At 68.1% G+C, this 21,086-nt stretch carries 22 protein-coding genes; 12 read left to right on the forward strand and 10 right to left on the reverse strand.

Annotated features, from left to right (window positions below; genetic code table 11):
- The 3 genes from ACFPJ1_RS27680 to ACFPJ1_RS27690 all read right to left on the reverse strand — a co-directional run bounded on the left by ACFPJ1_RS27680 (position 1) and on the right by ACFPJ1_RS27690 (position 2,985).
- Positions 1-900 carry a carbohydrate ABC transporter permease gene (locus ACFPJ1_RS27680; RefSeq protein WP_380108296.1) on the reverse strand — a complete coding sequence of 300 codons (900 nt, stop codon included), beginning with the start codon at positions 898-900 and terminating at the stop codon, positions 1-3.
- Entirely contained in the window at positions 890-1,831 is a 942-nt protein-coding gene (locus tag ACFPJ1_RS27685; RefSeq protein WP_380108298.1) for a carbohydrate ABC transporter permease, read from the reverse strand. Before ACFPJ1_RS27685 ends, ACFPJ1_RS27680 begins: the two co-directional genes overlap by 11 nt.
- Positions 1,832-2,226: 395 nt before the next feature.
- The gene (locus tag ACFPJ1_RS27690; RefSeq protein WP_380108299.1) at positions 2,227-2,985 is read right to left on the reverse strand and encodes an IclR family transcriptional regulator; all 759 of its coding nucleotides are present in this window, start codon (positions 2,983-2,985) and stop codon (positions 2,227-2,229) included.
- Positions 2,986-3,080: 95 nt separating this feature from the next.
- Here ACFPJ1_RS27690 and ACFPJ1_RS27695 point away from each other — a divergent pair, with 95 nt between their 5' ends.
- Positions 3,081-4,196 (forward strand): hypothetical protein, encoded by a 1,116-nt coding sequence (locus tag ACFPJ1_RS27695; RefSeq protein ID WP_380108301.1) that lies wholly within the window; start codon positions 3,081-3,083, stop codon positions 4,194-4,196.
- Here the strand turns inward: ACFPJ1_RS27695 and ACFPJ1_RS27700 are convergent.
- A complete protein-coding gene (locus ACFPJ1_RS27700) occupies positions 4,117-5,475 on the reverse strand; it encodes an MFS transporter (protein WP_380108303.1) in 1,359 nt (452 codons plus the stop codon). The two genes, ACFPJ1_RS27695 and ACFPJ1_RS27700, sit on opposite strands and share 80 nt — an antisense overlap.
- Entirely contained in the window at positions 5,472-6,098 is a 627-nt protein-coding gene (locus ACFPJ1_RS27705) for an ArsR/SmtB family transcription factor (RefSeq protein WP_380108305.1), read from the reverse strand. Before ACFPJ1_RS27705 ends, ACFPJ1_RS27700 begins: the two co-directional genes overlap by 4 nt.
- A 203-nt stretch (positions 6,099-6,301) precedes the next feature.
- Here ACFPJ1_RS27705 and ACFPJ1_RS27710 point away from each other — a divergent pair, with 203 nt between their 5' ends.
- From ACFPJ1_RS27710 to ACFPJ1_RS27720, 3 genes are all read left to right on the forward strand, one after another.
- Positions 6,302-6,667 (forward strand): hypothetical protein, encoded by a 366-nt coding sequence (locus ACFPJ1_RS27710; protein ID WP_380108307.1) that lies wholly within the window; start codon positions 6,302-6,304, stop codon positions 6,665-6,667.
- 95 nt (positions 6,668-6,762) lie between these two features.
- Positions 6,763-8,013: a class I SAM-dependent methyltransferase gene (locus tag ACFPJ1_RS27715; protein ID WP_380108309.1), complete on the forward strand. Its 1,251-nt coding sequence runs from the start codon at positions 6,763-6,765 to the stop codon at positions 8,011-8,013.
- 23 nt (positions 8,014-8,036) lie between these two features.
- A complete protein-coding gene (locus ACFPJ1_RS27720; RefSeq protein ID WP_380108311.1) occupies positions 8,037-9,107 on the forward strand; it encodes a hypothetical protein in 1,071 nt (356 codons plus the stop codon).
- A gap of 85 nt (positions 9,108-9,192) precedes the next feature.
- On the opposite strand, the gene serC is transcribed toward ACFPJ1_RS27720, so the two are convergent.
- Positions 9,193-10,317, reverse strand: coding sequence for a phosphoserine transaminase (serC, locus tag ACFPJ1_RS27725; RefSeq protein ID WP_380108313.1), 1,125 nt, complete (start codon positions 10,315-10,317; stop codon positions 9,193-9,195).
- 105 nt (positions 10,318-10,422) lie between these two features.
- Positions 10,423-11,256, reverse strand: coding sequence for a phytanoyl-CoA dioxygenase family protein (locus ACFPJ1_RS27730; RefSeq protein ID WP_380108315.1), 834 nt, complete (start codon positions 11,254-11,256; stop codon positions 10,423-10,425).
- A 122-nt stretch (positions 11,257-11,378) separates the two neighbouring features.
- On the opposite strand from ACFPJ1_RS27730, the gene ACFPJ1_RS27735 reads away from it, so the two are divergent.
- On the forward strand, positions 11,379-12,158 hold the full coding sequence (locus ACFPJ1_RS27735) for an AraC family transcriptional regulator (RefSeq protein ID WP_380108317.1): 780 nt from the start codon (positions 11,379-11,381) through the stop codon (positions 12,156-12,158).
- Between the two features lie 6 nt (positions 12,159-12,164).
- Here ACFPJ1_RS27735 and ACFPJ1_RS27740 read toward each other — a convergent pair whose 3' ends face one another.
- A complete protein-coding gene (locus ACFPJ1_RS27740; RefSeq protein ID WP_380108319.1) occupies positions 12,165-12,839 on the reverse strand; it encodes a DUF2293 domain-containing protein in 675 nt (224 codons plus the stop codon).
- A 65-nt stretch (positions 12,840-12,904) separates the two neighbouring features.
- Positions 12,905-14,017 carry a citrate synthase 2 gene (locus ACFPJ1_RS27745; protein WP_380108321.1) on the reverse strand — a complete coding sequence of 371 codons (1,113 nt, stop codon included), beginning with the start codon at positions 14,015-14,017 and terminating at the stop codon, positions 12,905-12,907.
- A 156-nt stretch (positions 14,018-14,173) separates the two neighbouring features.
- Here ACFPJ1_RS27745 and ACFPJ1_RS27750 point away from each other — a divergent pair, with 156 nt between their 5' ends.
- From ACFPJ1_RS27750 to ACFPJ1_RS27775, 6 genes are all read left to right on the forward strand, one after another.
- Positions 14,174-16,141: a hypothetical protein gene (locus ACFPJ1_RS27750; RefSeq protein WP_380108322.1), complete on the forward strand. Its 1,968-nt coding sequence runs from the start codon at positions 14,174-14,176 to the stop codon at positions 16,139-16,141.
- A gap of 44 nt (positions 16,142-16,185) precedes the next feature.
- A complete protein-coding gene (pdxH, locus tag ACFPJ1_RS27755) occupies positions 16,186-16,809 on the forward strand; it encodes a pyridoxamine 5'-phosphate oxidase (RefSeq protein ID WP_380108452.1) in 624 nt (207 codons plus the stop codon).
- Positions 16,810-17,131: 322 nt separating this feature from the next.
- Entirely contained in the window at positions 17,132-17,425 is a 294-nt protein-coding gene (locus tag ACFPJ1_RS27760) for a hypothetical protein (protein ID WP_380108324.1), read from the forward strand.
- A complete protein-coding gene (locus tag ACFPJ1_RS27765; RefSeq protein WP_380108326.1) occupies positions 17,425-17,559 on the forward strand; it encodes a hypothetical protein in 135 nt (44 codons plus the stop codon). The genes ACFPJ1_RS27760 and ACFPJ1_RS27765 overlap by 1 nt, the downstream gene beginning before the upstream one ends.
- A gap of 4 nt (positions 17,560-17,563) precedes the next feature.
- Positions 17,564-18,190: a CGNR zinc finger domain-containing protein gene (locus tag ACFPJ1_RS27770; RefSeq protein WP_380108327.1), complete on the forward strand. Its 627-nt coding sequence runs from the start codon at positions 17,564-17,566 to the stop codon at positions 18,188-18,190.
- 438 nt (positions 18,191-18,628) lie between these two features.
- A complete protein-coding gene (locus ACFPJ1_RS27775) occupies positions 18,629-19,435 on the forward strand; it encodes a hypothetical protein (RefSeq protein WP_380108329.1) in 807 nt (268 codons plus the stop codon).
- Positions 19,436-19,480: 45 nt separating this feature from the next.
- Here ACFPJ1_RS27775 and ACFPJ1_RS27780 read toward each other — a convergent pair whose 3' ends face one another.
- A complete protein-coding gene (locus tag ACFPJ1_RS27780) occupies positions 19,481-20,215 on the reverse strand; it encodes a hypothetical protein (RefSeq protein WP_380108331.1) in 735 nt (244 codons plus the stop codon).
- Between the two features lie 226 nt (positions 20,216-20,441).
- Between ACFPJ1_RS27780 and ACFPJ1_RS27785 the strand changes: the two genes are divergently transcribed.
- The gene (locus ACFPJ1_RS27785; RefSeq protein WP_380108332.1) at positions 20,442-21,068 is read left to right on the forward strand and encodes a TetR family transcriptional regulator; all 627 of its coding nucleotides are present in this window, start codon (positions 20,442-20,444) and stop codon (positions 21,066-21,068) included.
- Positions 21,069-21,086 lie beyond the last annotated feature (18 nt).

The raw sequence follows: 21,086 nt of genomic DNA on the forward strand, positions 1-21,086 counted from the left end.
CTACCCCTTCAGGCCGGACATCGTGATGCCTTGGACGAAGTACTTCTGTGCCACCAGGAACAGCAGCAGCGGCGGCAGGATGGTGAGGGTGGCGGCCGCCATCATCAGGTTGGTCTGGGTGAAGTACTCGCCCTTGAACAGCGCCAGCGCGATCGGCATCGTCTGCAGCCGGGTCGAGTTGAGGAAGATCAGAGGCCCGAACAGGTCGTTCCACGAGCCCATGAAGGTCAGCGCGCCGACGGCGGCGAGTGCGGGTTTCACCTGCGGCAGCATGATCCGCCAGAACGTGGTGAAGATGGACGCGCCGTCGAGCTGTGCGGCCTCCTCGAGCTCGACCGGAACGCCCCGGAAGGCCTGCCGGAGCAGGAAGGTGCCGAAGACCGGTGTCAGCACGTTCGGCACCCAGAGCGGGTAATGGGTGTCGATCCACCCCATCTCGCGGAACAACATGTACTGCGGGACGAGGTACACCATGCTCGGGATCATCGCGGTGGACAGCAGCAGCGCGAACGCGAGCCGCTTGAACATGAAGTCCAGCCGGGCGAAGCCGTAGCCCGCGAGTGCCGCGAAGATCAGCAGGAACCCCACGTTGAGGCTGGCCAGCTTCACGCTGTTGAGGAAGAACGGCAGCAGACCGTCGCCGGCTTGCGAGTAGTTCGACCACAGGAAGGTGGTCGGCACGAAGGTCGGCGGTGTCTGCAGGACCTCGTTCTCCGGCTTGAGCGACGCGCTCACCATCCACAGCAGCGGCATCGCGAAGATCACGGCGAAGAACAGCAGTGTCGCGAACACCACGATCCGGCGCGGCAGGTGTCTCGGCGCCTTGTTCTGCAGGGGTTCTGCCGGCGGCGGGCGGTGCCGATCGGCGGCCGGACGCTCGACGGTGCGCTCAATTGTCATAGTGGACCCACCGCTTCTCCAGGTTCCACTGGACGGCCGTGACGATGCCGACGATGACGAACAGCACCCAGCCCATCGCCGACGCGTAGCCCAGCCGGCCGTGGCCGAAGGCCGCCTCGTAGATGTGGTAGATGAACACCGAGGTCGCGTTGTTCGGACCGCCGGACGTCATCACGTAGATGATTCCGAACACCTGGAACGACGAGATGAACTGCGTGATGGTGAGGAAGAACAAGCTCGGCGTCAGCAGCGGGAAGACGACCGACCAGAACCGGCGCCAGGCCGTCGCCCCGTCGACCGTGGCCGCCTCGATCAGCGACTGGTCCATCGACTGCAGGCCGGCCAGCAGGATCACCATCGGGTATCCCACGCCCTGCCAGATCGCCACCACGATGACCGCGATCAGCGCGGTCTTCGTGTCGGACAGCCAGGCTGGACCACCGATGCCGATGGTCTTCAGGGTCGAGTTGAACAGCCCGTTGTTGGGCTCGTATAGCCAGAACCAGACGAACCCGATCGCGACCACGTTCGTCACCACCGGCGAGAAGTAAAGGGTCCGGAAGATCCCGATGCCCTTCACCTTCTGGTTGCACAGCACGGCCAGCCCGAGCCCGAACAGGATCGACAGGTTGACCACCACGACGGTGAAGATCACCGTGTTCCGCAGCGACGCGTAGAAGGTGTCGTCGGCGGTGAACAGCTCCTTGTAGTTGCCCAGGCCAAGGAATTTCGGCTGGTTCAGGCCGGACCAGTTGGTCAGCGAGACCACCAGCGAGGCGGCGACCGGGGCGAGCTGGAAGAACAGCACGCCGAAGATCACCGGGCCGACGAACAGCCAGCCCGCGAGGTTGTGCCGCCGCGGCCTGCGCTTCTGTACGCGGCCGCCGCGCCGGGTGTCGGGACGGGCGGGCCGCAGGGCTGTGGTCGTCAAGCTCTGTCATCCCCTTCGCGCCGGAGCAGTCGGATCCGGACGTGTTCGTCCGGCCGCACGGGTCGGCAGGCGTGCGGCGATTAGTTGCTATGGGCAAGCTGTTGCGCCCGGCGAGCGGATCTGGCGCTCGTCAGATCGGGGCGGAGCAGGCGGCTCTAACCGCTCGGGAAAGGCCGCGCGAGGTCGAACGAAGTCTGGCGGGTGACCGATTCGTTGGGCATTGCTGCCTCCAGGACTTACCACTCAGTGGAAACTGGAGTTGCACTAAGCGAGAGATTAAGCCGCTCATGGACGTTGCGCAATACCGCAGTGCATTCGTATTCATGGATCGTTTCAAGACGTTGGAGTACCGGTGTGGTCGCGGCGGCGCGGCGGCCTCGGTACCGGGGGAACGGTCAGGCTTCGATGGTGTTGACGGACTCGGCGAACTCGGCCGCGATCTCGATCAGCGCCGGGCCGATCCGCCTCCCGGCCTCGGGGGTGATCCGGGCCTCGGGTCCGGAGACCGACAGGGCGGCCGCGATGCCGGTGCCGAGCACGGGAACCGCGAGGCAGCGGACCCCGATCTCCTGCTCGCCGTTGTCCTCGGCCCAGCCACGGGCTCGGATCAGCTCGAGGTCTGCGAGCAGCGCGCCCAGGTCGGTGATCGTGCGATCCGTCAGCGCGGGCATCCCGGTGCGTTGCACCAGCGACTTCACCTCGTCGTCGGGCAACTGGGACAGCATCGCCTTGCCGACGCCGGTGCAGTGCGGCAGCACCCGCCGGCCGATCTCGGTGAACATGCGCATCGCGTGCCGCGACGGCACCTGCGCGACGTACACGACCATGTCGGACTCGCGCATCGCCAGGTTGGCCGTCTCGCCGGTGCTGTCGACCAGCCGGGTCAGGAAGGGATGGGCGGCGGCGCCGAGCGCGCGGCCGGCGTGCTCGCCGAGCCTGATCAACCGTGGGCCGAGCGAGTAGCGGCGAGAGGGAAGCTGGCGTACGTACCCGAGCGCCACCAGCGTCTTGAGCAGCCGATGAGCGGTGGGTAGCGGCAGGCCGGACTCGGTGGCGAGCGAGCTGACGGTGACGGGTTCGCCGTGGTCCGCGATGCGATCGAGCAGCTCGAGTGCCCTGGTGACGGTCTGAACGCCCTGGGCCGGCTGAGTCATACGGCTCTGCGCTCCTTACTTTCCGTTAATTGGACTTTAGCTTTCAGTATTCGAGAAGTCGAGGACGGCACCCTCGAGCGCTAACGTTGCGCGTCATGGATACCTCGGGCACGCGGTCGCCGTACCTGCTGCGGGCCGGCCTGGTGCGCAACGTGCGCGTCGGCGAGCACCTGACCACCTTCGTGGTGTCGGGCGTCTCGACGGTCCTGATCACCCGGCTGATCCTCGGGTTGAGCGGTTACCCGCAGATCGGCGGCAAGGGCCTGCACATCGCGCACGTACTGCCCGGCGGCCTGCTGATGCTGCTGTCGATCTACCTGCTGCTCGCGTACGTCGGACCCGTCGTGCGGCCGGCCGCCGCCCTGGTGGGTGGTGTCGGGTTCGGGCTGTTCATCGACGAGGTCGGCAAGTTCGTCACCTCGGACAACAACTACTTCTACCAACCCACCGCGGCGATCGTGTACGTCGTGTTCGTGCTGATCGTGCTCGGCTCCCGGTACGTCACCAACCGGCGGCCGATCGACCAGCGCGAGATCCTGTCGAACGTGGTCGACATCGCGGTCGAGGGTGTCGCCGGTGGGCTGTCCCGGCGTCGCCTGGCGGGAGCCTCGGAGCAACTCCGCCTGGTCGGGCCGGACGTGCGGGCGCGGATGGAGACCCGGGGCCTCCTGGCCGCCTGTCCTGCGGACGAGGTGGAACTGGCCGCTCCGGTCGATACCGCCTGGCGTGCCGTGCAGCGTGGGTTCGACCGGCTCGCCACCCATCCGCTCGCGCCGCGCATCGCCGTCGGAGTACTGGTGGTGCAGGCGATCGGGGCTCCCTTGATCGCAGCCGGGATCCGGCTGGACGACGGCGGGCTCGTGAACGATATCCCTGTGCTCGGAGTGGCCGCGGGGAGCTTGTTGTCGGCCACCTTCACCTTGCGGGGTTGGCTGCGGCTCCGACACGGCGACCGGGCTCGGGCGGTGCGGCTGTTCGAGTTGGCCGTGCTGGTGTCGCTGCTGGTCACCCAGGTCTTCCAGTTCGCGGGGACGCAGTTCGCGGCCGTCGGCGGGATGACGCTGGACCTGGTGCTGCTCGGGTTGCTGGGGGCGGAGCGGGAGCGCCTGCGTCGCGAGGCGACTCCGGTGACTACGAAGCCGACGATGTGGGGACTGCCACCAGATCCTGACAGTCCGCCTTTTCCTGAGGACCCGGGAGATCCTGCTTAGGGGCTGTGCTTCCGCGGCCACCCCAGTTCTCGGTTCTACCCATCAGGACGGGAGAGAGGGTGGCGACGAAGTACAAAACGCCTGCGATCGCCAGTGCGGGGGCCAGACCGAGGCCGGCGACGGTCGCGCCGGCGAGCACGCCACCCAGCGGGATACCGGCCCAGCCGAGTGCGCCGGCGAGCGAGTCGACCCGGCCGAGCATGTGCCGGGGAATCCGCTCGATGAAGAGCGCGCCGAGGATCGGGTTGATGAACCCGGCGCCGACACCACTGGTCGCGAAGGCCAGCAGGATCACCCACAGCGGCAGGTCCAGCGCGAGCACGATGAACCGCGGCGCGCCGCAGACCAGGAAGCTGAGCGTGAACGCCAGCCGCCGCGGGATCCGCTCGCCGATCGAGGCCGCCAGCAGGGCGAACAAGGTCGCTGTGACCGAGAACACCGTCAGCACCAACGTGGTCTGAGCTGGCCCGTGGCCGTGCTCGTGCACCCAGAGAGGCAGCAGTACGGCGAAGCTGGCCGCGTCGAGCAGGTTCGTCACCGAGATCATCAGCACCAGCGGCCGGAGCAGCTTGTCCCGGGAGAGGAAGCGCCAACCCGTCCTCAACTGCTGCAGGTAGGTGCCCTGATCCTCTTGGTCGGCCTGAGCCGCGGCGACCGCAGTACTGCGGCGCGGTACCCACCAGGCGATCAGCACGGCGCAGATGGCGAACGAGGCGGCGTCGATCCAGAGCGCGTTCGCCGCGCCGACCAGCGAGATCAGCCCGCCGGCCAGTAGGAAGGCGATGAAGCCGGCAAAGCGTTCCGTGGTGCTCTCCAAGCCGGTCACGCGTTCCAGTGGCGCATTTGCGGCGTCGGCGATGTCCGGGATCAGCGTGCCCTTGGCGGCGTCCCCCGGTCCGCGCAGAGCGCCCGCGATGGCCACCAGGACAAGCAGCGTGCTGAAGGGCAACGCACCGAGCAGGTGAAGCAGGGGGATCAGGCCGACGACCACCGCGCTGCAGATGTCGGCTCCAACGCTGACCAGGCGTCCGCCGAGGCGGTCGATCAACGGGCCGCCGAATGCCTTGGAGATCACCAGCGGCAACGTCTCGGCCGCCGCGACAAGGCCCATCTTCACGGGGGAGCCGGTGGACACGAGCACGAACCAGGGGATCGCGATCGCGCTCACCCGGGTCCCGCAGATCGACACCACGTTCGCCACCAGGAACGCGACCAGCGGCACCCGGTACGGCGTACCGGTGGTTGCTGTGGGCTGTACCGCTGAGCTTGTGGGGCTCATCGGGTCTCCCGGGGGTAGGCCTGGATCTGGACGGAGACCTGCTCGGCGCCATCGGGCAGCGGTGCGGTCAGGTCGGTGCTGTACTTCTCCAGCACGGCCCTGATCTCGGTCATCATCGCCATCAGCTCGTCGGGCCTGAGCTGGAACAGGTAGTCCGAGATGAGGCTGGCCTCGCGCCACTCCGGCGTCATGGTCTGCAGGTTGTCGATCGCGCGGAACATGTTCTCCGCGTACATCTGACCGATCCCGTGCAGGAACCCGAGCGCGAGCTCCGGCTCCTCCGCCAGCAACTCGCTCTTGTCGAAGTCCGTGCCCTGGTGAGCCGACTTCCACCAGCGGTCCCGGGCGTTCCCGCGACTGTCGTCCTCGACGACCAGCCCGGCCTCGGCGAGCTGCCGCAGGTGGTAGCTGGTGGCGCCCGTGTTCACCGCCAATCGGTCGGCCAAGGTGGTCGCTGTCGCGGGACCGTAGAGCCGGAGCAGGCCCAGGATCCGGTTCCGCATCGGATGGGCCAGCGCCCGCAGCAACTGCGCGTCCAGTCGCACCGACTTGTTCGGCCCTTCCGACGTGCTCGGCGCGGGGCTCGGGTCTGCCGGCTTCGGCTGCTGCTCCTGATCGCTCATGACAGCGAGACTACAACTGCACAATCCGTTTGCAAAGAGTCTTTGCAAACGGATTGTGCAATCTGTGCTTGGGTTGCTGGGTTATCCACAGCGAGCCAACTCAGCGCGGGAACCGGCAGCGAACTCGGCATCTTGTGTGGTGAGAAGGGATCAGGACGCGGTCGCAGGGACCGTGCGGCCCGTCAAGCGAAGTGGAGAGACACATGGTCCGGGTGATGCTCGAGGACGCCGACTACTGCGACGTCCCGGCCGATCTGATGACGTTCGACGAAGGCGTGGTCGTCTTCTGGCGCGAGGGTGAGGAGGTGGGCCGCCACCGTCAGACCCGTATCCGCTCGCTGGAGCTCCTGTCCAACCGCTCCTTCGGCCGGCGGATCGAGGAAGCCCGGAAGACCCATCCCAACGCCTACCGCGCCTGGACCACCGATCAGGAGGAGCTCCTCACCCGCATGTTCAACGAGGACGCCACCAAGGATGAACTGGTGGCCGCCCTGGGCCGCCAACCAGGTGGCATCGAGACCCGCCTCAGGGCCCTCAACCTCCTGGCCGACGACGAGAAACTCCAGTGAGCGGTCCTCGATCGACGGCGGCGGAGGGTGGTGACTGTGAGTGGGAGAGCGAGACCGTTTTGTGATGCGGTGGAGAGGTCGGCGACAATGGCGCGATGCAGGCAGAGCAAGACGTTGAGGAGCAGACAAGCCCGGTGGACGACGAGTCCGGGGCGTGGTCTGCGATTCGCGCCGCTCTGCTCGAGCCGGGCTCGCTGGTCCGCGCGATCGGATCAGGCCGCCGCCGGGGCGCGGAAGCCCCGCAGTACCAGCGAGTCGAGCTCCGCTATGTCGACCTCAAGGGCACCCGCCACCTCCAACTGACCGAGTACGACGACCGCCAGGCCCACATCCGCAACCTCAGCGTCGGGGATGCGGTCGAGCAGGCGGTGGGTGAGTTGCTGCGGGTGCCGTACGGGAACTGGCATGTGGAGACGACTGAGGAGACTCTGCGGCTGCGGTTCACGAAGAAGGGCAAGGTGCTGCTGAGTCGGGAGAGAGCTCAGCGGGAGCAGCGGACCGGGCATGACCGGGTCAAGCAGCGGGCGCTGGATCCGGCGGCTCCTTTCCTTATCGAGTTGGGGATCAGCGACCACAACGGACGGGTGAAGCCATCCCGGCAGTCGAAGTACAAGCAGATCGACGAGTTCTGCAAGCTGCTGGCGCCGGCGTTGGAGGAGGCACTGGCGGCTGGCCGGATTCCGGCCGGGCGGCCGTTGCAGGTGGTCGATCTCGGCTGTGGGAACGCCTACCTCACGCTGGCGGCGTACCACCTGCTGACCTCGGCCGGGCACGACATCCGGATGACGGGAATCGATCGCACCCCGGCCGCGCGCGAGCGGAACAGCAAGCGGGTGGCGGCGCTCGGGTGGCAGGACCACCTGCGGTTCGTCGACGCGACCATCGAGGACGCCCGGCTCGACACCCCGCCGGACGTGGTTCTGGCGCTGCACGCATGCGACACGGCGACCGACGACGCGCTGGCCCGGGCGGTCGGCTGGGAGGCGCCGCTGATCCTCGCGGCACCGTGCTGCCACCATGACATCCAGAAACAGCTCAAGAGCGTCGAACCACCGCCGCCTTACGCGCTTCTCACCAGGTATGGCATCGTTCGGGAGCGATTCGCCGACGTGCTCACGGATTCGTTGAGGGCGGCGGTGCTCCGTCAAGTCGGTTACCGGGTAGAGGTGGTGCAGTTCGTGGACAGTGAGCACACGCCGCGCAACCTCCTGCTCCGAGCCGCCCGGACCGGCGCGACGGCCGGGCCCGAGGTGCGCGCGGAGTACGAGGCGCTCGTCGGTGAGTGGCAGGTCAAGCCACGGCTGGCGGCGCTGGTCCTCGACCCCGACCGCGAGGCGGTGTACTGACCTTGCTCCGCAAAGTCCTGACCGTGACCGCGGTCACGCTCCTCAGTCTGGCCGGCGCCACCCTCCCCGTCGCCTCGGCCTCCGCTGACTCCGCGTCGACGCAGGCGGACCCGACGCCGGCGCCGAAGAAGTTGTTCACGATCGATGACGAGCGGGTCGACGAGTCCTCGGGGTTGGCGAAGAGCGCGAAGTACGACGGCATCTGGTGGACGGTGAACGACTCCGGTGACAGCGCCCGGGTGTTCGGCATCGACCGGACCGGCGAGGTCAAGGCGGAGTTGCGGCTGAACGCGGACGTCACGGACGTCGAGGCGATCGCGGTCGACACCGACGGCACGATCTACCTCGCCGACATCGGCGACGGCGAGGCCACCCGCGACATGATCGAGGTCTACACGATCCCGGAACCGGCGTCCTTGGAGGACCAGGCCAGCGTCAAGTTCCACCAGTACGACTTCGAGTACCCCGACGGCGCGCACGACGCCGAGACGCTGCTGATCCAGCCGTCCACCAAGCGGCTGTACTTCGTGACGAAGTCCTCGAGCAAGGCCGCCTTCTACTCCGCACCGGAGAGCGCGACACGCGAGGGAACGAACGAGCTGACCAAGGTGGCGGCCGCCCCGCCCGGGGTCACGGACGGAACGTTCATGCCGGACGGCAAGAGCGTCGTCCTGCGCACCTACCTGGAAGTCCTGAACGTGGCGTGGGCCAAGACTCCCACCGTCGTCGCCAAGGCCACGGTGCTCGCCAAACAGAGCGAGTCGATCGCAGTGGGCCCAGCCGGCAACGACATCATCGTCGGCAGCGAGGGCGCGAGCTCAGCCGTCTACCAGCTCCAGGTCCCGGTAAAGAAGACCGCTGCATCTTCCCCGGCCACCACCCCAACCCCCAAAGCCAACGCCGCCGGCAGCAGCACCGAGCCGAAAAAGAACCACAACCTCCGCTGGATAGTCATCGGCGCCGCTCTCCTCGCCATCATCATCACCTTCGTCACCTTCCCGGCGGGCCGCCGCGAACGCCTGGACCGAATGGCCGAGAACGCCCGCCTGACCGGCCAACGCCCACCCAACCCCCACGGCCGCCGCCGCGCCTGACCCGCCGCCGGCCACCCGCTCCGGCTAAGGCAGCACAACAGCCGCCGGCCTTCCGGGGCGGCGGCTGTTGGCTTGGGGGGTGGGCTTAGCGGAGAGCGTCGACGGTGAAGTCGATGGCGTGGGTGAGCTTCTCGACGTCGTCCGGGTCGACCGCGGGGAACATGGCGACGCGGAGCTGGTTGCGGCCGAGCTTGCGGTAGGGCTCGGTGTCGACGATGCCATTGGCGCGCAGCACCTTGGCGACCGCGGCCGCGTCGATGGAGTCGTCCAGGTCGATGGTGCCGATGACGAGGGACCGAGCGTCGGCGTCCTCGACGTACGGGGTCGCGTAGTCGGACTTCTCGGCCCAGGTGTAGAGCCGGTTGCTGGAGTCGCTGGTGCGCGCGACGCTCCACTCCAGGCCACCCTGGCTGTTGATCCAGTCGGTCTGCTCCGCCATCAGGAAGAGCGTGGCCAGCGACGGCGTGTTGTACGTCTGGTGCTTGCTGGAGTTGTCGATCGCGGTGGCGAGATCCAGGAACGCCGGGATCCATCGGCCGGAGGCGGTGATCTCCTCGACCCGGGCCAGCGCGGCCGGAGACATCAGCGCGATCCACAGCCCGCCGTCGGAGGCGAAGCACTTCTGCGGCGCGAAGTAGTAGACGTCGACCTCGTTGAGGTCGACCGGCAGACCGCCGGCGCCCGAGGTGGCGTCGATCGCGACCAGGGCGCCTTCGTCAGCACCCTCGACCCGCTTGACCGGCGCCATCACGCCGGTGGAAGTCTCGTTGTGCGGCCACGCGTACAGGTCCACGCCGGCCTCGGCGACCGCGACCGGGCGGGTCCCCGGCTCGGACTTGATCACGCTCGGCTCACCGAGGTGCGGGGCAAGCTGGGAGGCCTTGGCGAACTTCGAGGAGAACTCCCCGAAGCTCAGGTGCTGGCTCTTCTCCCGGATCAGTCCGAAGGTGGCGATGTCCCAGAACGCGGTCGAGCCGCCGTTGCCGAGCACGACCTGATAGCCGTCAGGCAGCTGGAAGAGGTCGGTGACACCCTGCTGGACGCGGGCCACCAGGTTCTTCACCGGGGCCTGGCGGTGCGAGGTGCCGAGCAGCTTCGCGCCCTCGGTCGCCAGGGCCGCCACGGCCTCGGGGCGCACCTTGGAGGGACCGGCACCGAACCGGCCGTCGGCGGGCTTGAGCTCTGCGGGGATCTGAATGTCGCTGGTCACCAGCGGTTCCCTTCGTCGTCTGGCGGAAATCCTTGCCGACGACGCTGTCAGCACCACCCAGTGTTCCATATCCCCGCAGACCCCGGCCGACGGGTCTCAACCGGGCTACTCGTGCTTGCGGGTGATCATCTCCTGGCCGGTCATCACCGCGACCGGGCCGTCCTCGGTGGTCACCCACTCGCCGCACGCGCCGCCGCCCTCGGCCACACCGAGTTCCAGCACGCTGCCGTCCATCCGGATGACCGGGTGGTAGTACTCCGCGACCTGTTCGGCCTCGCCCTCGATGTAGTGGCCGATCAGCGCCCGCCGGAACCGGTCGGACGTCACGTTCGGCGCACTGCCGTGCACGAGCGCTCCGTGGAAGAACAGGACGTCTCCCGGCTCCATCTCCACCGGCACTGCGGCGTCGGGCTCCGGCAGCGGCACTGTCACGTCGGTGAAGCTGACCTTGGTGTCGGCCTTCTCCGTGCAAAGGATCGGCCAGCGGTGACTGCCGGGCACGACCTCGAGGCAGCCGTTCTCCCGGTCCACCTTGTCGAGCGCCATCCAGGCCGCCACGCAGGTCCCCGGCTCCGCCTTCAGGTAGAAGTTGTCCTGATGCAGCGCCTGGCCCCGAGAGCCCGGCGGCTTGAAGTAGATCATCGTCTGGACCGCGTACGGCGACCTGCCGAGCAAGGCGGTCATCACCTCGTCCAGGCGGTCGTCGATCATCCACTGCAGGGACACCTCGTCCCACCGGTGCATCTGGGCCATCCGCGGGTACCGGCGCAGCGGGTCCCGGCTGTCGGCCTGTACGCCGACCACGTCGCCCGGGTAGGAATCCCGTCGCCGCAGCACCATGTAGTGCTCCCGGAGCCGCTCGACCTCGTCCGCCGCGAACAGTCCACGGACCAGCGTGTACCCCGAGGTGTCGAACTCCTGCTTGAACGAAACGCTCACCGATGTCTCCCCTGGTCGGCCCGGCACGATCCGGCGACAGCGCATACTGAGAACCTGACAAGGAAATTCTCCGATCCAGGACCTCCCGGAGCCACGGATGATCGACGCAAGGACTTGAGCTTTTGACGCATCGACCGGTGCTGGCTGATCCGCTGGACCTGCACCTTCTCTCGCCGCCCACCTTCTGGCGATGCGAGCCGAGCTGGTCCTGGGTGTCGCGGCCGCTCCCGGATCACCTGCTGTGGTGCGTACTCGACGGCATCGGCCGCCTGGAGGTCGACGGCGCCACCCGGGAGCTGGGCCCGGGCACCTGCGCCGTCTTCGCTCCGGGCGACGCCCCCACCGCCGGCCACGATCCACGTCGCCGTCTGCTGGTCTTCGGAATGCACTTCAACGTCACCCCGGCGGGCGTAGTACCGGAACAGCGGTGGGCTGACCTGCCGGACCGGGTACTGCTCGGCGCACTCGCCCAGCGCTCCGATACGGCGTACAGGCGGGGCGATCCGTTAGGGATGCGGCAGGCCGCGCTCTGCCTCGAGCAGCTGCTCTGCTTGATCTGGGAGGCGGCGCACAGCTCACCGCAGAGTGCGAATGACACGGCCGTGCTGGAGGTCGCACAGGTGATCCGGCAGGACCCCGGCCGCGACTGGAGCGTCGCGGAGATGGCTGCGCGGACTGCACTGTCCAGAGCCCAGTTCACCCGCCGGTTCGTCGCCCAGAACGGCATGGCGCCGGCGCAGTACCTGATCCAGGCCAGGATCGACAGAGCCCACCAACTCCTGACCGAGACCGGCATGACCGTCACCCAGGTCGCCGCCGCCCTCGGCTACACCGACGTCCCGTACTTCAGCCGCCAGTACAAACAACGCACCGGCCGCCCACCCAGCGAGAGCCGCCGTTGACGTGCCCTACCCACGCCAACGGTCGAGTACTTCGTCCAGGGCGACGCGGATCTGATCGCGTGCTTCTGATCGCGGGACGCCCGCCATCAGCAGTTCGTCGTACGGCGTGTCCTGGTGCCGGACGGAGGCGACGACGGCGAGCGTGACCGCGTTTTCCTCCAGCGCGCGGCCGGCGGCTGATCGGCCGACGCGCCCACTGCTGCGTGTCCCGGCGTGCCTGGCGATCGCCTCGGCGCGGTCGGCAGGGCAGTGGGGGAACAGCCGAGCGATCTCCAGAGCCATTCGCTGCTGGAAGTCGACATCCTCGAGCTCTCGCTTCCCGCGTGCCCGCTCCCGCTGCCGCGCGCGGGCGTCCTCGTCGGCAAGACACTGCACTTCGGCGAGTTCGAGGGCGGGTTGCTCAACCAGCACGCCTTGCCGCTCGTACCGTTTGCGAGCCCGGCTCCAGCGGACCACCACAGCCGACAAGGCGCTCGCCTTGCGCGCCCGCCGAGTCAGGGCGGTGTTGCCCGACGGCAGGAAGACCAGGTGATCCAGATCAACGCACTCGAGGCAGTGCGGAGCATCATCCTCGAGTCGCATCAAGTCCGCCTCGGTACTGCCGCAGTCCGCACAGGTGAACGCCTTCACCGGCGAGATCACCAGCAGATCCTCGGACTTCCGCTTCGCGTCAGGACTCACCCGGAAACCTTACGTCCGAATGACCGTGGGTCAGGACCCTCACTTCTTCGGACGCAACGAGACGGTCAGGCCCAGGAGGGGTTCCAGCCTTCGATGGAGTCGGCGGGGCGGGTGGCCGGGCCGGAGTAGATGGCGGAGGGGCGGATCAGGCGGCCGGTGCGCTTCTGCTCGAGCACGTGGGCGCTCCAGCCCGCAGTACGCGCGCAGGTGAACATCGAGGTGAACATCGGCGGCGGGACCTCGGCGAAGTCGAGCACGATCGCCGCCCAGAACTCTACGTTCGTCTCCAGCACCCGGTCCGGCCGGCGCTCGCGCAGCTCGGCCAGCGCAGCCTTCTCCAGCGCCTCGGCAACCTCGTACCGCGGGGCGTCCAGCTCACGCGCAGTACGGCGAAGGACGCGGGCGCGCGGGTCCTCCGCGCGGTACACGCGGTGCCCGAATCCCATCAGGCGCTCGCCGCCGTCCAGCAGTCCCTTCACGAAGGCCCGGGCGTCACCGCTCTTCTCGACGCCCTCGATCATCGTCAGGACGCGGGCCGGCGCACCACCGTGCAGCGGCCCGGACATCGCGCCGACCGCACCGGACAGCGCGGCGGCCACGTCGGCGCCGGTGGAGGCGATCACCCGGGCGGTGAAGGTGGAGGCGTTCATGCCGTGCTCGGCCGCGGACGTCCAGTACGCGTCGACCGCCTTGACGTGCTTGGGGTCGGGCTCGCCGCGCCAGCGGATCATGAACCGCTCGGTGATCGTGTTCGCCTTGTCCACCTCACGCTGCGGCACCATTGGTTGCCCGATGCCACGAGCCGCCTGGGCGACGTACGACAGCGCCATCACCGCGGCGCGGGACAGGTCGTCACGGGCCTGGACGTCGTCGATGTCGTAGAGCGGCCGCAGCCCCCAGGCGGGGGCGAGCATCGCCAGCGCGGACTGCACATCGACCCGGACATCACCAGTGTGTACGGGCAGCGGGAACGGTTCGGCCGGCGGCAGGCCGGGCGTGAAGGCTCCGTCGACGAGCAGACCCCAGACGTTCTCGAACGGCACCCGGCCGACCAGATCCTCGATGTCGACGCCGCGGTAGCGCAGCGCCGAACCTTCCTTGTCCGGCTCAGCGATCTGGGTGTCGAACGCGACCACACCCTCGAGACCGTGCTGAACCTCGGTTTTCGGATCTGACATACGTCTGCGACTCCCTTGTCCCGGACCTTAGGCGCTCAGGCAGCATAGTTCTCCGCCTCGCCGCGCGGACAGATCTGTGACCGGTTCGGCGTTTACGCTCGATCCCCGGCCAGTAGTTCTTCGCAACTTTCCTCCGTCCCGCCGCATCTGGTGGGCATGGAGACACTTGTTGCCTACGCCTTCGACGGGTTCGTAGGCGCCGAGCGGGCGGCCGCCGGCGTCAGACGCGTGGAAGCGCACTACGGGCAGCTCTGGGGAGAATCCGCAAGACGCGACGGTTGCGACGCGGCCACGGTGGGTGTGCACACCTGGAGCCGTCGCGAGCCCGATTGCTTCTGGCCTGCCTGGCGCGACGACGACAACCTGTGCGTGGCCAGCCTGCACGCACCCCTCGGCTACGAGAGCATCATCGGAGAGGTGGCGCCGCAGCGTGCGCCTACTGCACTCGCGCGGGCGGTGATCGCTTCTCCTGCTCGCATGCTCGACCTTGCGCCGCCGTTCGTCCTGACAGTGCTGGACCCAGCGGACGAGCGGCTGGAGTTGTTCACGGACTCGATCGGCGTCGGCCGGCTCTTCCAGCTTCGGGTGGCCGACGGCTGGGTGTGGAGCAACCGCCCGGCTGCGGCCTGCCTGTTCGCCGATGTCCCGGCCGAAGCCGCAGCCAGGGGTTGGCGGTTCGCAGCGGGCTGTGGCTGGTTCATGGCCGACACCACGCCCTACAACAGGGTTCTGGCTGTCCCGGGAGCTACCCGCATCGTGATGGAGGGTCGCCGGGCTCGGCGGACTGTCACTCGCACTGATGCCACCAGCATCTGGTCCGGCCCCACTGGCGACGAGTTGTCGCCACGAGTGGTCGAAGAGACAGCGGAAGCCTTGCGGGGCGTGGCGCGCTCGGTCGCAAGGCTGTGGCCCGGTACTCCGACGGTGGACCTCAGTGGCGGCCGGGACTCCCGTGTGGTCGCAGCGGCCTTCCTGTCCGCGGGTGTCGACCTGCGCCTCAACAGCTATGACGCAGTACCTGGTGAAGTGCAGGTGGCGGATCAACTGGTGGCTGCGCTGCCATACGAGGTGGAGCACGTCGTCACTGGCGGGACGCGGCAGCCCGCAGTACCGGCTGCTCCTGCGAAGCCGGCCGCTGCACCGGAGTTGGTGGAACGGATCAAGCGCTGGCACCGGTACGGCGAGGGGCTGCGTTCGGCCAGCTACTTGTTCCACGCGCCACCTCGTGATCTCGCCGGGGTCAGCCATCTGGCGATCGGCGGTGCGGGCGGTGAGGTCGCGCACGGGCACTTCTATCCGGGCGACGTGCTCACGCTCGACGCGCGCCCGCTCGAGGGCAAGGTACGAGGGTTCGCCGACAAGCTGCAGGCCCGACTCGTCCCGGCGGCAGGTCCTGCCGACCAGGTCCGTGCGGCGGTCACCGGGCAGATCGAGCAGGTGTTCCGCGAGGCTATCCAGGGCGGCTTCGAGGACGCCAAGATGCTCGATTACTTCTACGTGGTGGAGCGGTTGCGTCGCTGGGGGACAGTCGGTGAACGCACCGGGGTGGTCTCGCCACTGCTGGTTCCTGCCTTCGTCCGGGGAGCGTTCGCGCTGACTCCGCCGCAGCGGATGGAGAACGCGCTGCACTGCGCGCTGATTCGCGAACTGGTACCGCAATGGGTCGATATCCCTTTCTTCAAACCGGTTCCGGCTGCTGCGCCGACGACCCCGAAGCGGGCACCTGCACAGGTAAAGCGGGTTGCCGACGCCGCGGACCGTGATGCGATCGGGGCGCTGCTCACCCAGTCTCGCCCGTGGGCCGACGACTTCGACGCCGAGACGATGGGCACCTCGTGGGCCGCGTCGGTGCATGGCAGCAGTACGGCGGCGCAGGAGGTCGCGCTCAGGCAGTTCCTCTGGCGAGCCGTCTTCGAGGAGCACCTCACCGAGGTCAACCAGCACATCACCGCACCCGCTCCTGCACCCACCACGCAGACCGCGACCATGCCGCCGGCTCGCGTGACCCGGTTCAGGCAACGCCTGCGCCGGCAGGCCGTAGTACGGAAGCTGGCGCGGGGACAGGTCTGGCGCCTCTTCCGGGGGAGCCGGTTCGGTCGCTCGTGGGGTGGTAGGCGCCGCTGAAAGCGGTTGTACCTCGTAGGCTCGCTGTCGTGGATCTAGGAGAGATGCGGCAGACCTACGGCCTCGGTGAACTGCTCGAGAGCCAGGTGGACGCCGACCCGATCGCGCAGTTCGGCCTGTGGCTCGCGCAGGCGACCGAGGCCGGGCTGCCCGAGCCGAACGCGATGGTGCTCGCGACCGCGGACACGGACGGAAAGCCCTCGGCACGGACGGTCCTGCTGAAGGGACTCGACGAGCGCGGCTTCGTCTTCTTCACCAACCAGCAGTCGCGTAAGGCCGACGACCTCGCCGCGAACCCGTACTGCGCACTCGTCTTCCCGTGGCACGCGATGGAGCGCCAGGTCCGCGTCGAGGGCACCGTGAGCAAGGTCCCCACCGAGGAGGTCGACGCGTACTTCGCGTCCCGTCCGCGGGGTTCGCAGCTCGGCGCCTGGGCGTCCCAGCAGAGCCAGCCGGTGGAGTCCCGGGAGGAGCTCGACCTGCAGTACGCGTCGTACGAGCGGCAGTGGCCGGAGGGTACCGAGATCTCGGCGCCGTACTTCTGGGGTGGCTACCGGGTCCGGCCGGAAGCGTTCGAGTTCTGGCAGGGCCGCACCGGCCGGCTCCACGACCGCCTCGCCTACTACCGCGCGGACGCCGCCTGGCGACTGGTGCGACTCCAGCCCTAGACCCGGGTGAGCTCGGGGTGCCGGATCAAGACAAAAAAAAGAGACCCGCGGGCGCTTCCGGAGACACGGCCGGGTGGCCGAACTCTGGGTCAGGCGGACTTTCCTGACTACCCGCGGGCCCGGTGGCTGGCGTCGGAATGACTAGCCACTTGCCCACTGAATAAGTGGTTGGCGGTTAGCCCGCCGCCACCTCACGAGTCCGATAGCACATCATGCTTTGGACCACCTCCCTTCACGTGTACTCAAAACCTACGTCCCGGCCGGGCCGCATTCAACCGGTTTTCGCCGACAGATGAACGCCGTCCCGTGATCCCATGGAGTCATGGTGTTCAGGCTCGGACTTCCCGTCATCGTGCTGCTGGTAGGAACCGTCTGGTTCTCGTGGTCGTGGTACCGCCGGGCCGTCCTCGCAGAGCAGGCCGTGGCCGACCTGAACAGCGAGACGAAGGCGCTGCTGCGGGAGGTCCGGTCGCTCGAGAAGGCGGTCGCGGCTGCCGAGCAGGGGCTCCGTACGCTCAGCTCGCATCCGTCGGTACCGCGTGACGTCGCGGTCACCGCCGACCTGACCCTCGCCGACATCCGGCGGCTCACCGAAGGCAAGGAGCTCGACCACTGATGGCAGAGCTGGGGAAAGCTGCGGCGGCCGTGAAGAGCACTGGGAAGGGGAGCGTGACGGCGAAGATCCAGTTCGTGGTCATCCCGCAGAATGGGACCGTGAGCATCCCGGTCCCGACCCAGACGGCCCGCTGATCCCGTGTCCGCGCTGCCGTCACACCTCGAGCTGGTGCAGGGCGTCGTGCTGCCCAAGCCGGTCGGCGCGGACCCGGTGCTGGACTTCCTGAACACCCGATCCGACTTCGCCGGACGAGAACCCGCACGGAGCGAGTGGCTCACGTCGTACGAGGCGTTCGTGATCTGGAACGGGTACGTCGGCCTGCTCTCCGACGCGAGCGTCTTCCGGCTGATCGAGCAGGCCGCGGTCAAACCGAAGGACGCGGCGCACCGGTTCGACGCGACCCTGGAGTTTCGCGCCGACCTGTACGACGTACTGACGGACGCCGGCGCAGGTGGTTCGTTCGACGCAGTAGCGCGCGCGGTGGAACGAGCCACCGCGCGCCGCCGCCTCACCGCAGTACCGGCTGTCGGCCCGGGTCTTGGAGCTGGCTGGGATCTCCCGGAGGACCTGGGGTTGCCCCTGGACCAATTGGCTCTCCTCGCCGCGGACCTGCTCACCGGCGCATCCCGCGACCACGTCCACCTCTGCCCGGGCGACGCCTGCGGCTGGCTCTTCCTGGACCCCCGAGGCCGCCGCCGCTGGTGCTCCATGTCCACCTGCGGCAACCGCTCCAAAGTCCGAGCCCACGCCGCCCGCACCCGCTAGCCCCTGCTACTTCGGACCGCTAGCACTCACCAATCGCACTCGAGCTGCTCGTGCGCCGCCTGACAACGCCCAATCCGCGGACCGCCGGCGAGCTTACTGAGTGCTGGCCGTCCGGCGGATGCCTACGCCGCCCCGCCGGCCATCGTCAGGCGCTCGCCTCCAGCTGAAGGGGATTGCTGCAACTTCGGCCTAGGTCGGTGCATCTAGCTGAGTGGATCGGTTGCTGGGGCTTGGAGTCCGCAACGGTGGGCAGCTCGGTCCAGGAGAGGTTGCGACGTGAACGGTGGGCGAAGGAACGTCAGGCGGAGTACCGGGCTTGTCAGTGCAGCGGCGTTTGTGACTGCCGGCTTGATGCTGCCTGGAGCCGCGGACGCTGTACCGACGGTTGCGACCGCCGGCGGAGCCGCCAGCGCGGCATGCAAGGTCTCTCCTGGTGCCGTGACGGCTGGGGGCGACCACCGGGGGTTCACGATCACCGCGACGAAACCCATCGCGGTCACCGAGCACCGGCGGCACGCTGATATCTACCCCGACGGCCTCGCTCGGCTGAGCGGCTACATGGTCGTCGATCCCAACGTGCAACAGGGTTACGGCGAGCGGGTCTACGGCTGGGTGGTGCTGGGCTCGACGATGTACGGGAGCAGCTACTTCACCGATGGCGACGGCAAGCTGGCCCCCGACACGGTCGAGCGTTGGTTGGTGGGCGGCGGTTGGGGGAACTTCGTTGCCTTCGAGACGAGCACCTGGATCCGGCCGGACCACACGGTGCGGACCAATCAGTACGGGCTTCGCAGTGACGGTGTGCTGTTCCGGTGGTCGGACATCGACCTGCGCGGGTGGACCGTGAAGGCGTCGTACCCGGGCTTCTCGGCGGTGAAGGCGATGGCCCTGATCAGTCAGACGGCCACCTATGACACCTTCCTCGCGACCACCAAGGGCGGGGCGCTGTACACCATTCGTATCCCGATCAGCTCGCCGATGAAGCCTGTGGTGAAGGCTGTGCGCCGCTCCACCTGGCAGGCGTTCGACTCCTTGGTGATAGAGCAGTGTGGGCCGACCGGCACGCTGCTGCTCGGCATCGACAAGGACACCAGGACGGCCTACCTGTATTCCGTCGGTCACGCCAAGGGCACTGCCACGGTGATCCAGGGCCTCGGCAAGGTTCCGACCACCTTCGACGACCCGATCTACTTCCGGCGAGGCGGCGAGCTCGATGACGCTCCGGTCTATCTGTTCGGCGAATAGCTGGATGCCTGGCCCGGCGCGATCGGTCGTGCGGTGCCGGGCGGTTCAGATGAACAGTGCGGGGTCGACCAGGATCCAGGTGTGTTGGGCTCGCGCCAGGACTCGGCCGTCGGAGTCGTACAGGGTGCTGGCGGTGAGGGTTTTGCGGCCGTCTTCGCCGAGGATGCGGCCCATCACCACGCAGGCCTCGCCGGCGGGCGGTCTGGCGTCGATGCAGGCGCTCATCTGGCCAAGTACCGACGGGCGTCCTTCGAGGTCGATCGCCCAGCCGCCGGGGCAGTCCAGCGCCGCCCAGAGGAACACGGGATCGACCAGTCCGTCGTCGGCGGCCAGGTCGGTCGACGGGTGCCACGTGCAGGCGGTTCGCCCGTCACCGAGAGGGCCGGGTCGCAGTCGCAGCCCTTCCGTGTTCTCGGGACCGCAGACGAAGCATCCCGGGAAGGGATGGTTCACGAGCCCCTTGTACTGCGCTTCCGCCGCGCGCGCCTCGTCCGGTCCGACCGGGTCGACCGTGGCTTGGTCCAAGGTGTCCGCGGCGACCGAGATCGCTTCGGCCACAGGTGCCTCGATGCCGGCCAAGCTGGCGGAGTCCGACGAGACCAGCAGGTCGAGGTCGACCTCCATCGGCGGTGGCGCCATCAGCCGCACTCGGGGGACCGTTCCGTCGGCGGCAACCGCCGCCAGCGCGGTACCGACCTGGCCCGCGACGTAGCCCCCGTTGCCTGACTTGGCGGGACCCCTGAAGCGCGGTGCGATCCGCAGTACCTCTCGCGTGGTCATGGCCAACGACCCTAGTCCCCGTGGTGGTTGGGGCCGGTTCGGGGCCTGAAGGAAGCTGATGACCTGCGGAAACGCCGGGATTCCCGTGTTTTCTGAGCTTCTTTACAGATTAACGGCTCCCAGCACTCTCATTCAAACGTCCGTTTGAACTATGCTGACTGCAGGCTACGGCGCGTGAGCAGGTGGGGTGCCTGAGCGAGCGGTGGCTGGGGGGAAGGAGAACTCTGTGGAAACACCCGTGGAATCAACCCGGGAAAGGCTGCTCAACATCGCCGAGCAGAGGTTCGGCGAGGGTGGTTACGAAGGTACGTCGCTGCGGGCGATCACGGTCGCGGCCGCCGCGAACATCGCGGCGGTCAACTACCACTTCGGTTCGAAGGAGGCCCTGCTGAGGGCGGCGGTGGCGCGCGCGATGGCGCCGGTCAACACCGAGCGCCGGCGCCGGCTGGACCAGTTGGAGGCGAAGGGGCAGCCGACCGCCGAGCAACTGATCCGGGCCTTCATCGAGCCGGGCCTCGATCTCGTACTGCGCCGTGGCGAGCGCGGGCCGGTGGTCGCCAGGTTCATCGGCCGGGTCGCGTTCGACCCGAGCCAGCGGATCCGGGAGTTGTATGCGGCGGAGTCGGATCCGGTCGAGGCGCGGTACCTCGAGGCGCTCCAGGCGGCGTTGCCGAGAGCGGCGCCGGAGTCGGTGGCGTTCGGTTACGTGAACATGCTGGGGTTGCTCGCATTGCACCAGTCGCAGGCATTGACCCGGGCGCCGGGCACCGAGGACGTGGAGGATCCGGGCAAACTGGCGGAGAACCTGATCGCCTTCCTGGTGGCCGCTTTCGACCGAGGGTTGCGCGCCTGAACACCGCCTTGCGCGCAG

Source organism: Kribbella qitaiheensis, assembly GCF_042657745.1.
Lineage (GTDB): Bacteria > Actinomycetota > Actinomycetes > Propionibacteriales > Kribbellaceae > Kribbella > Kribbella qitaiheensis.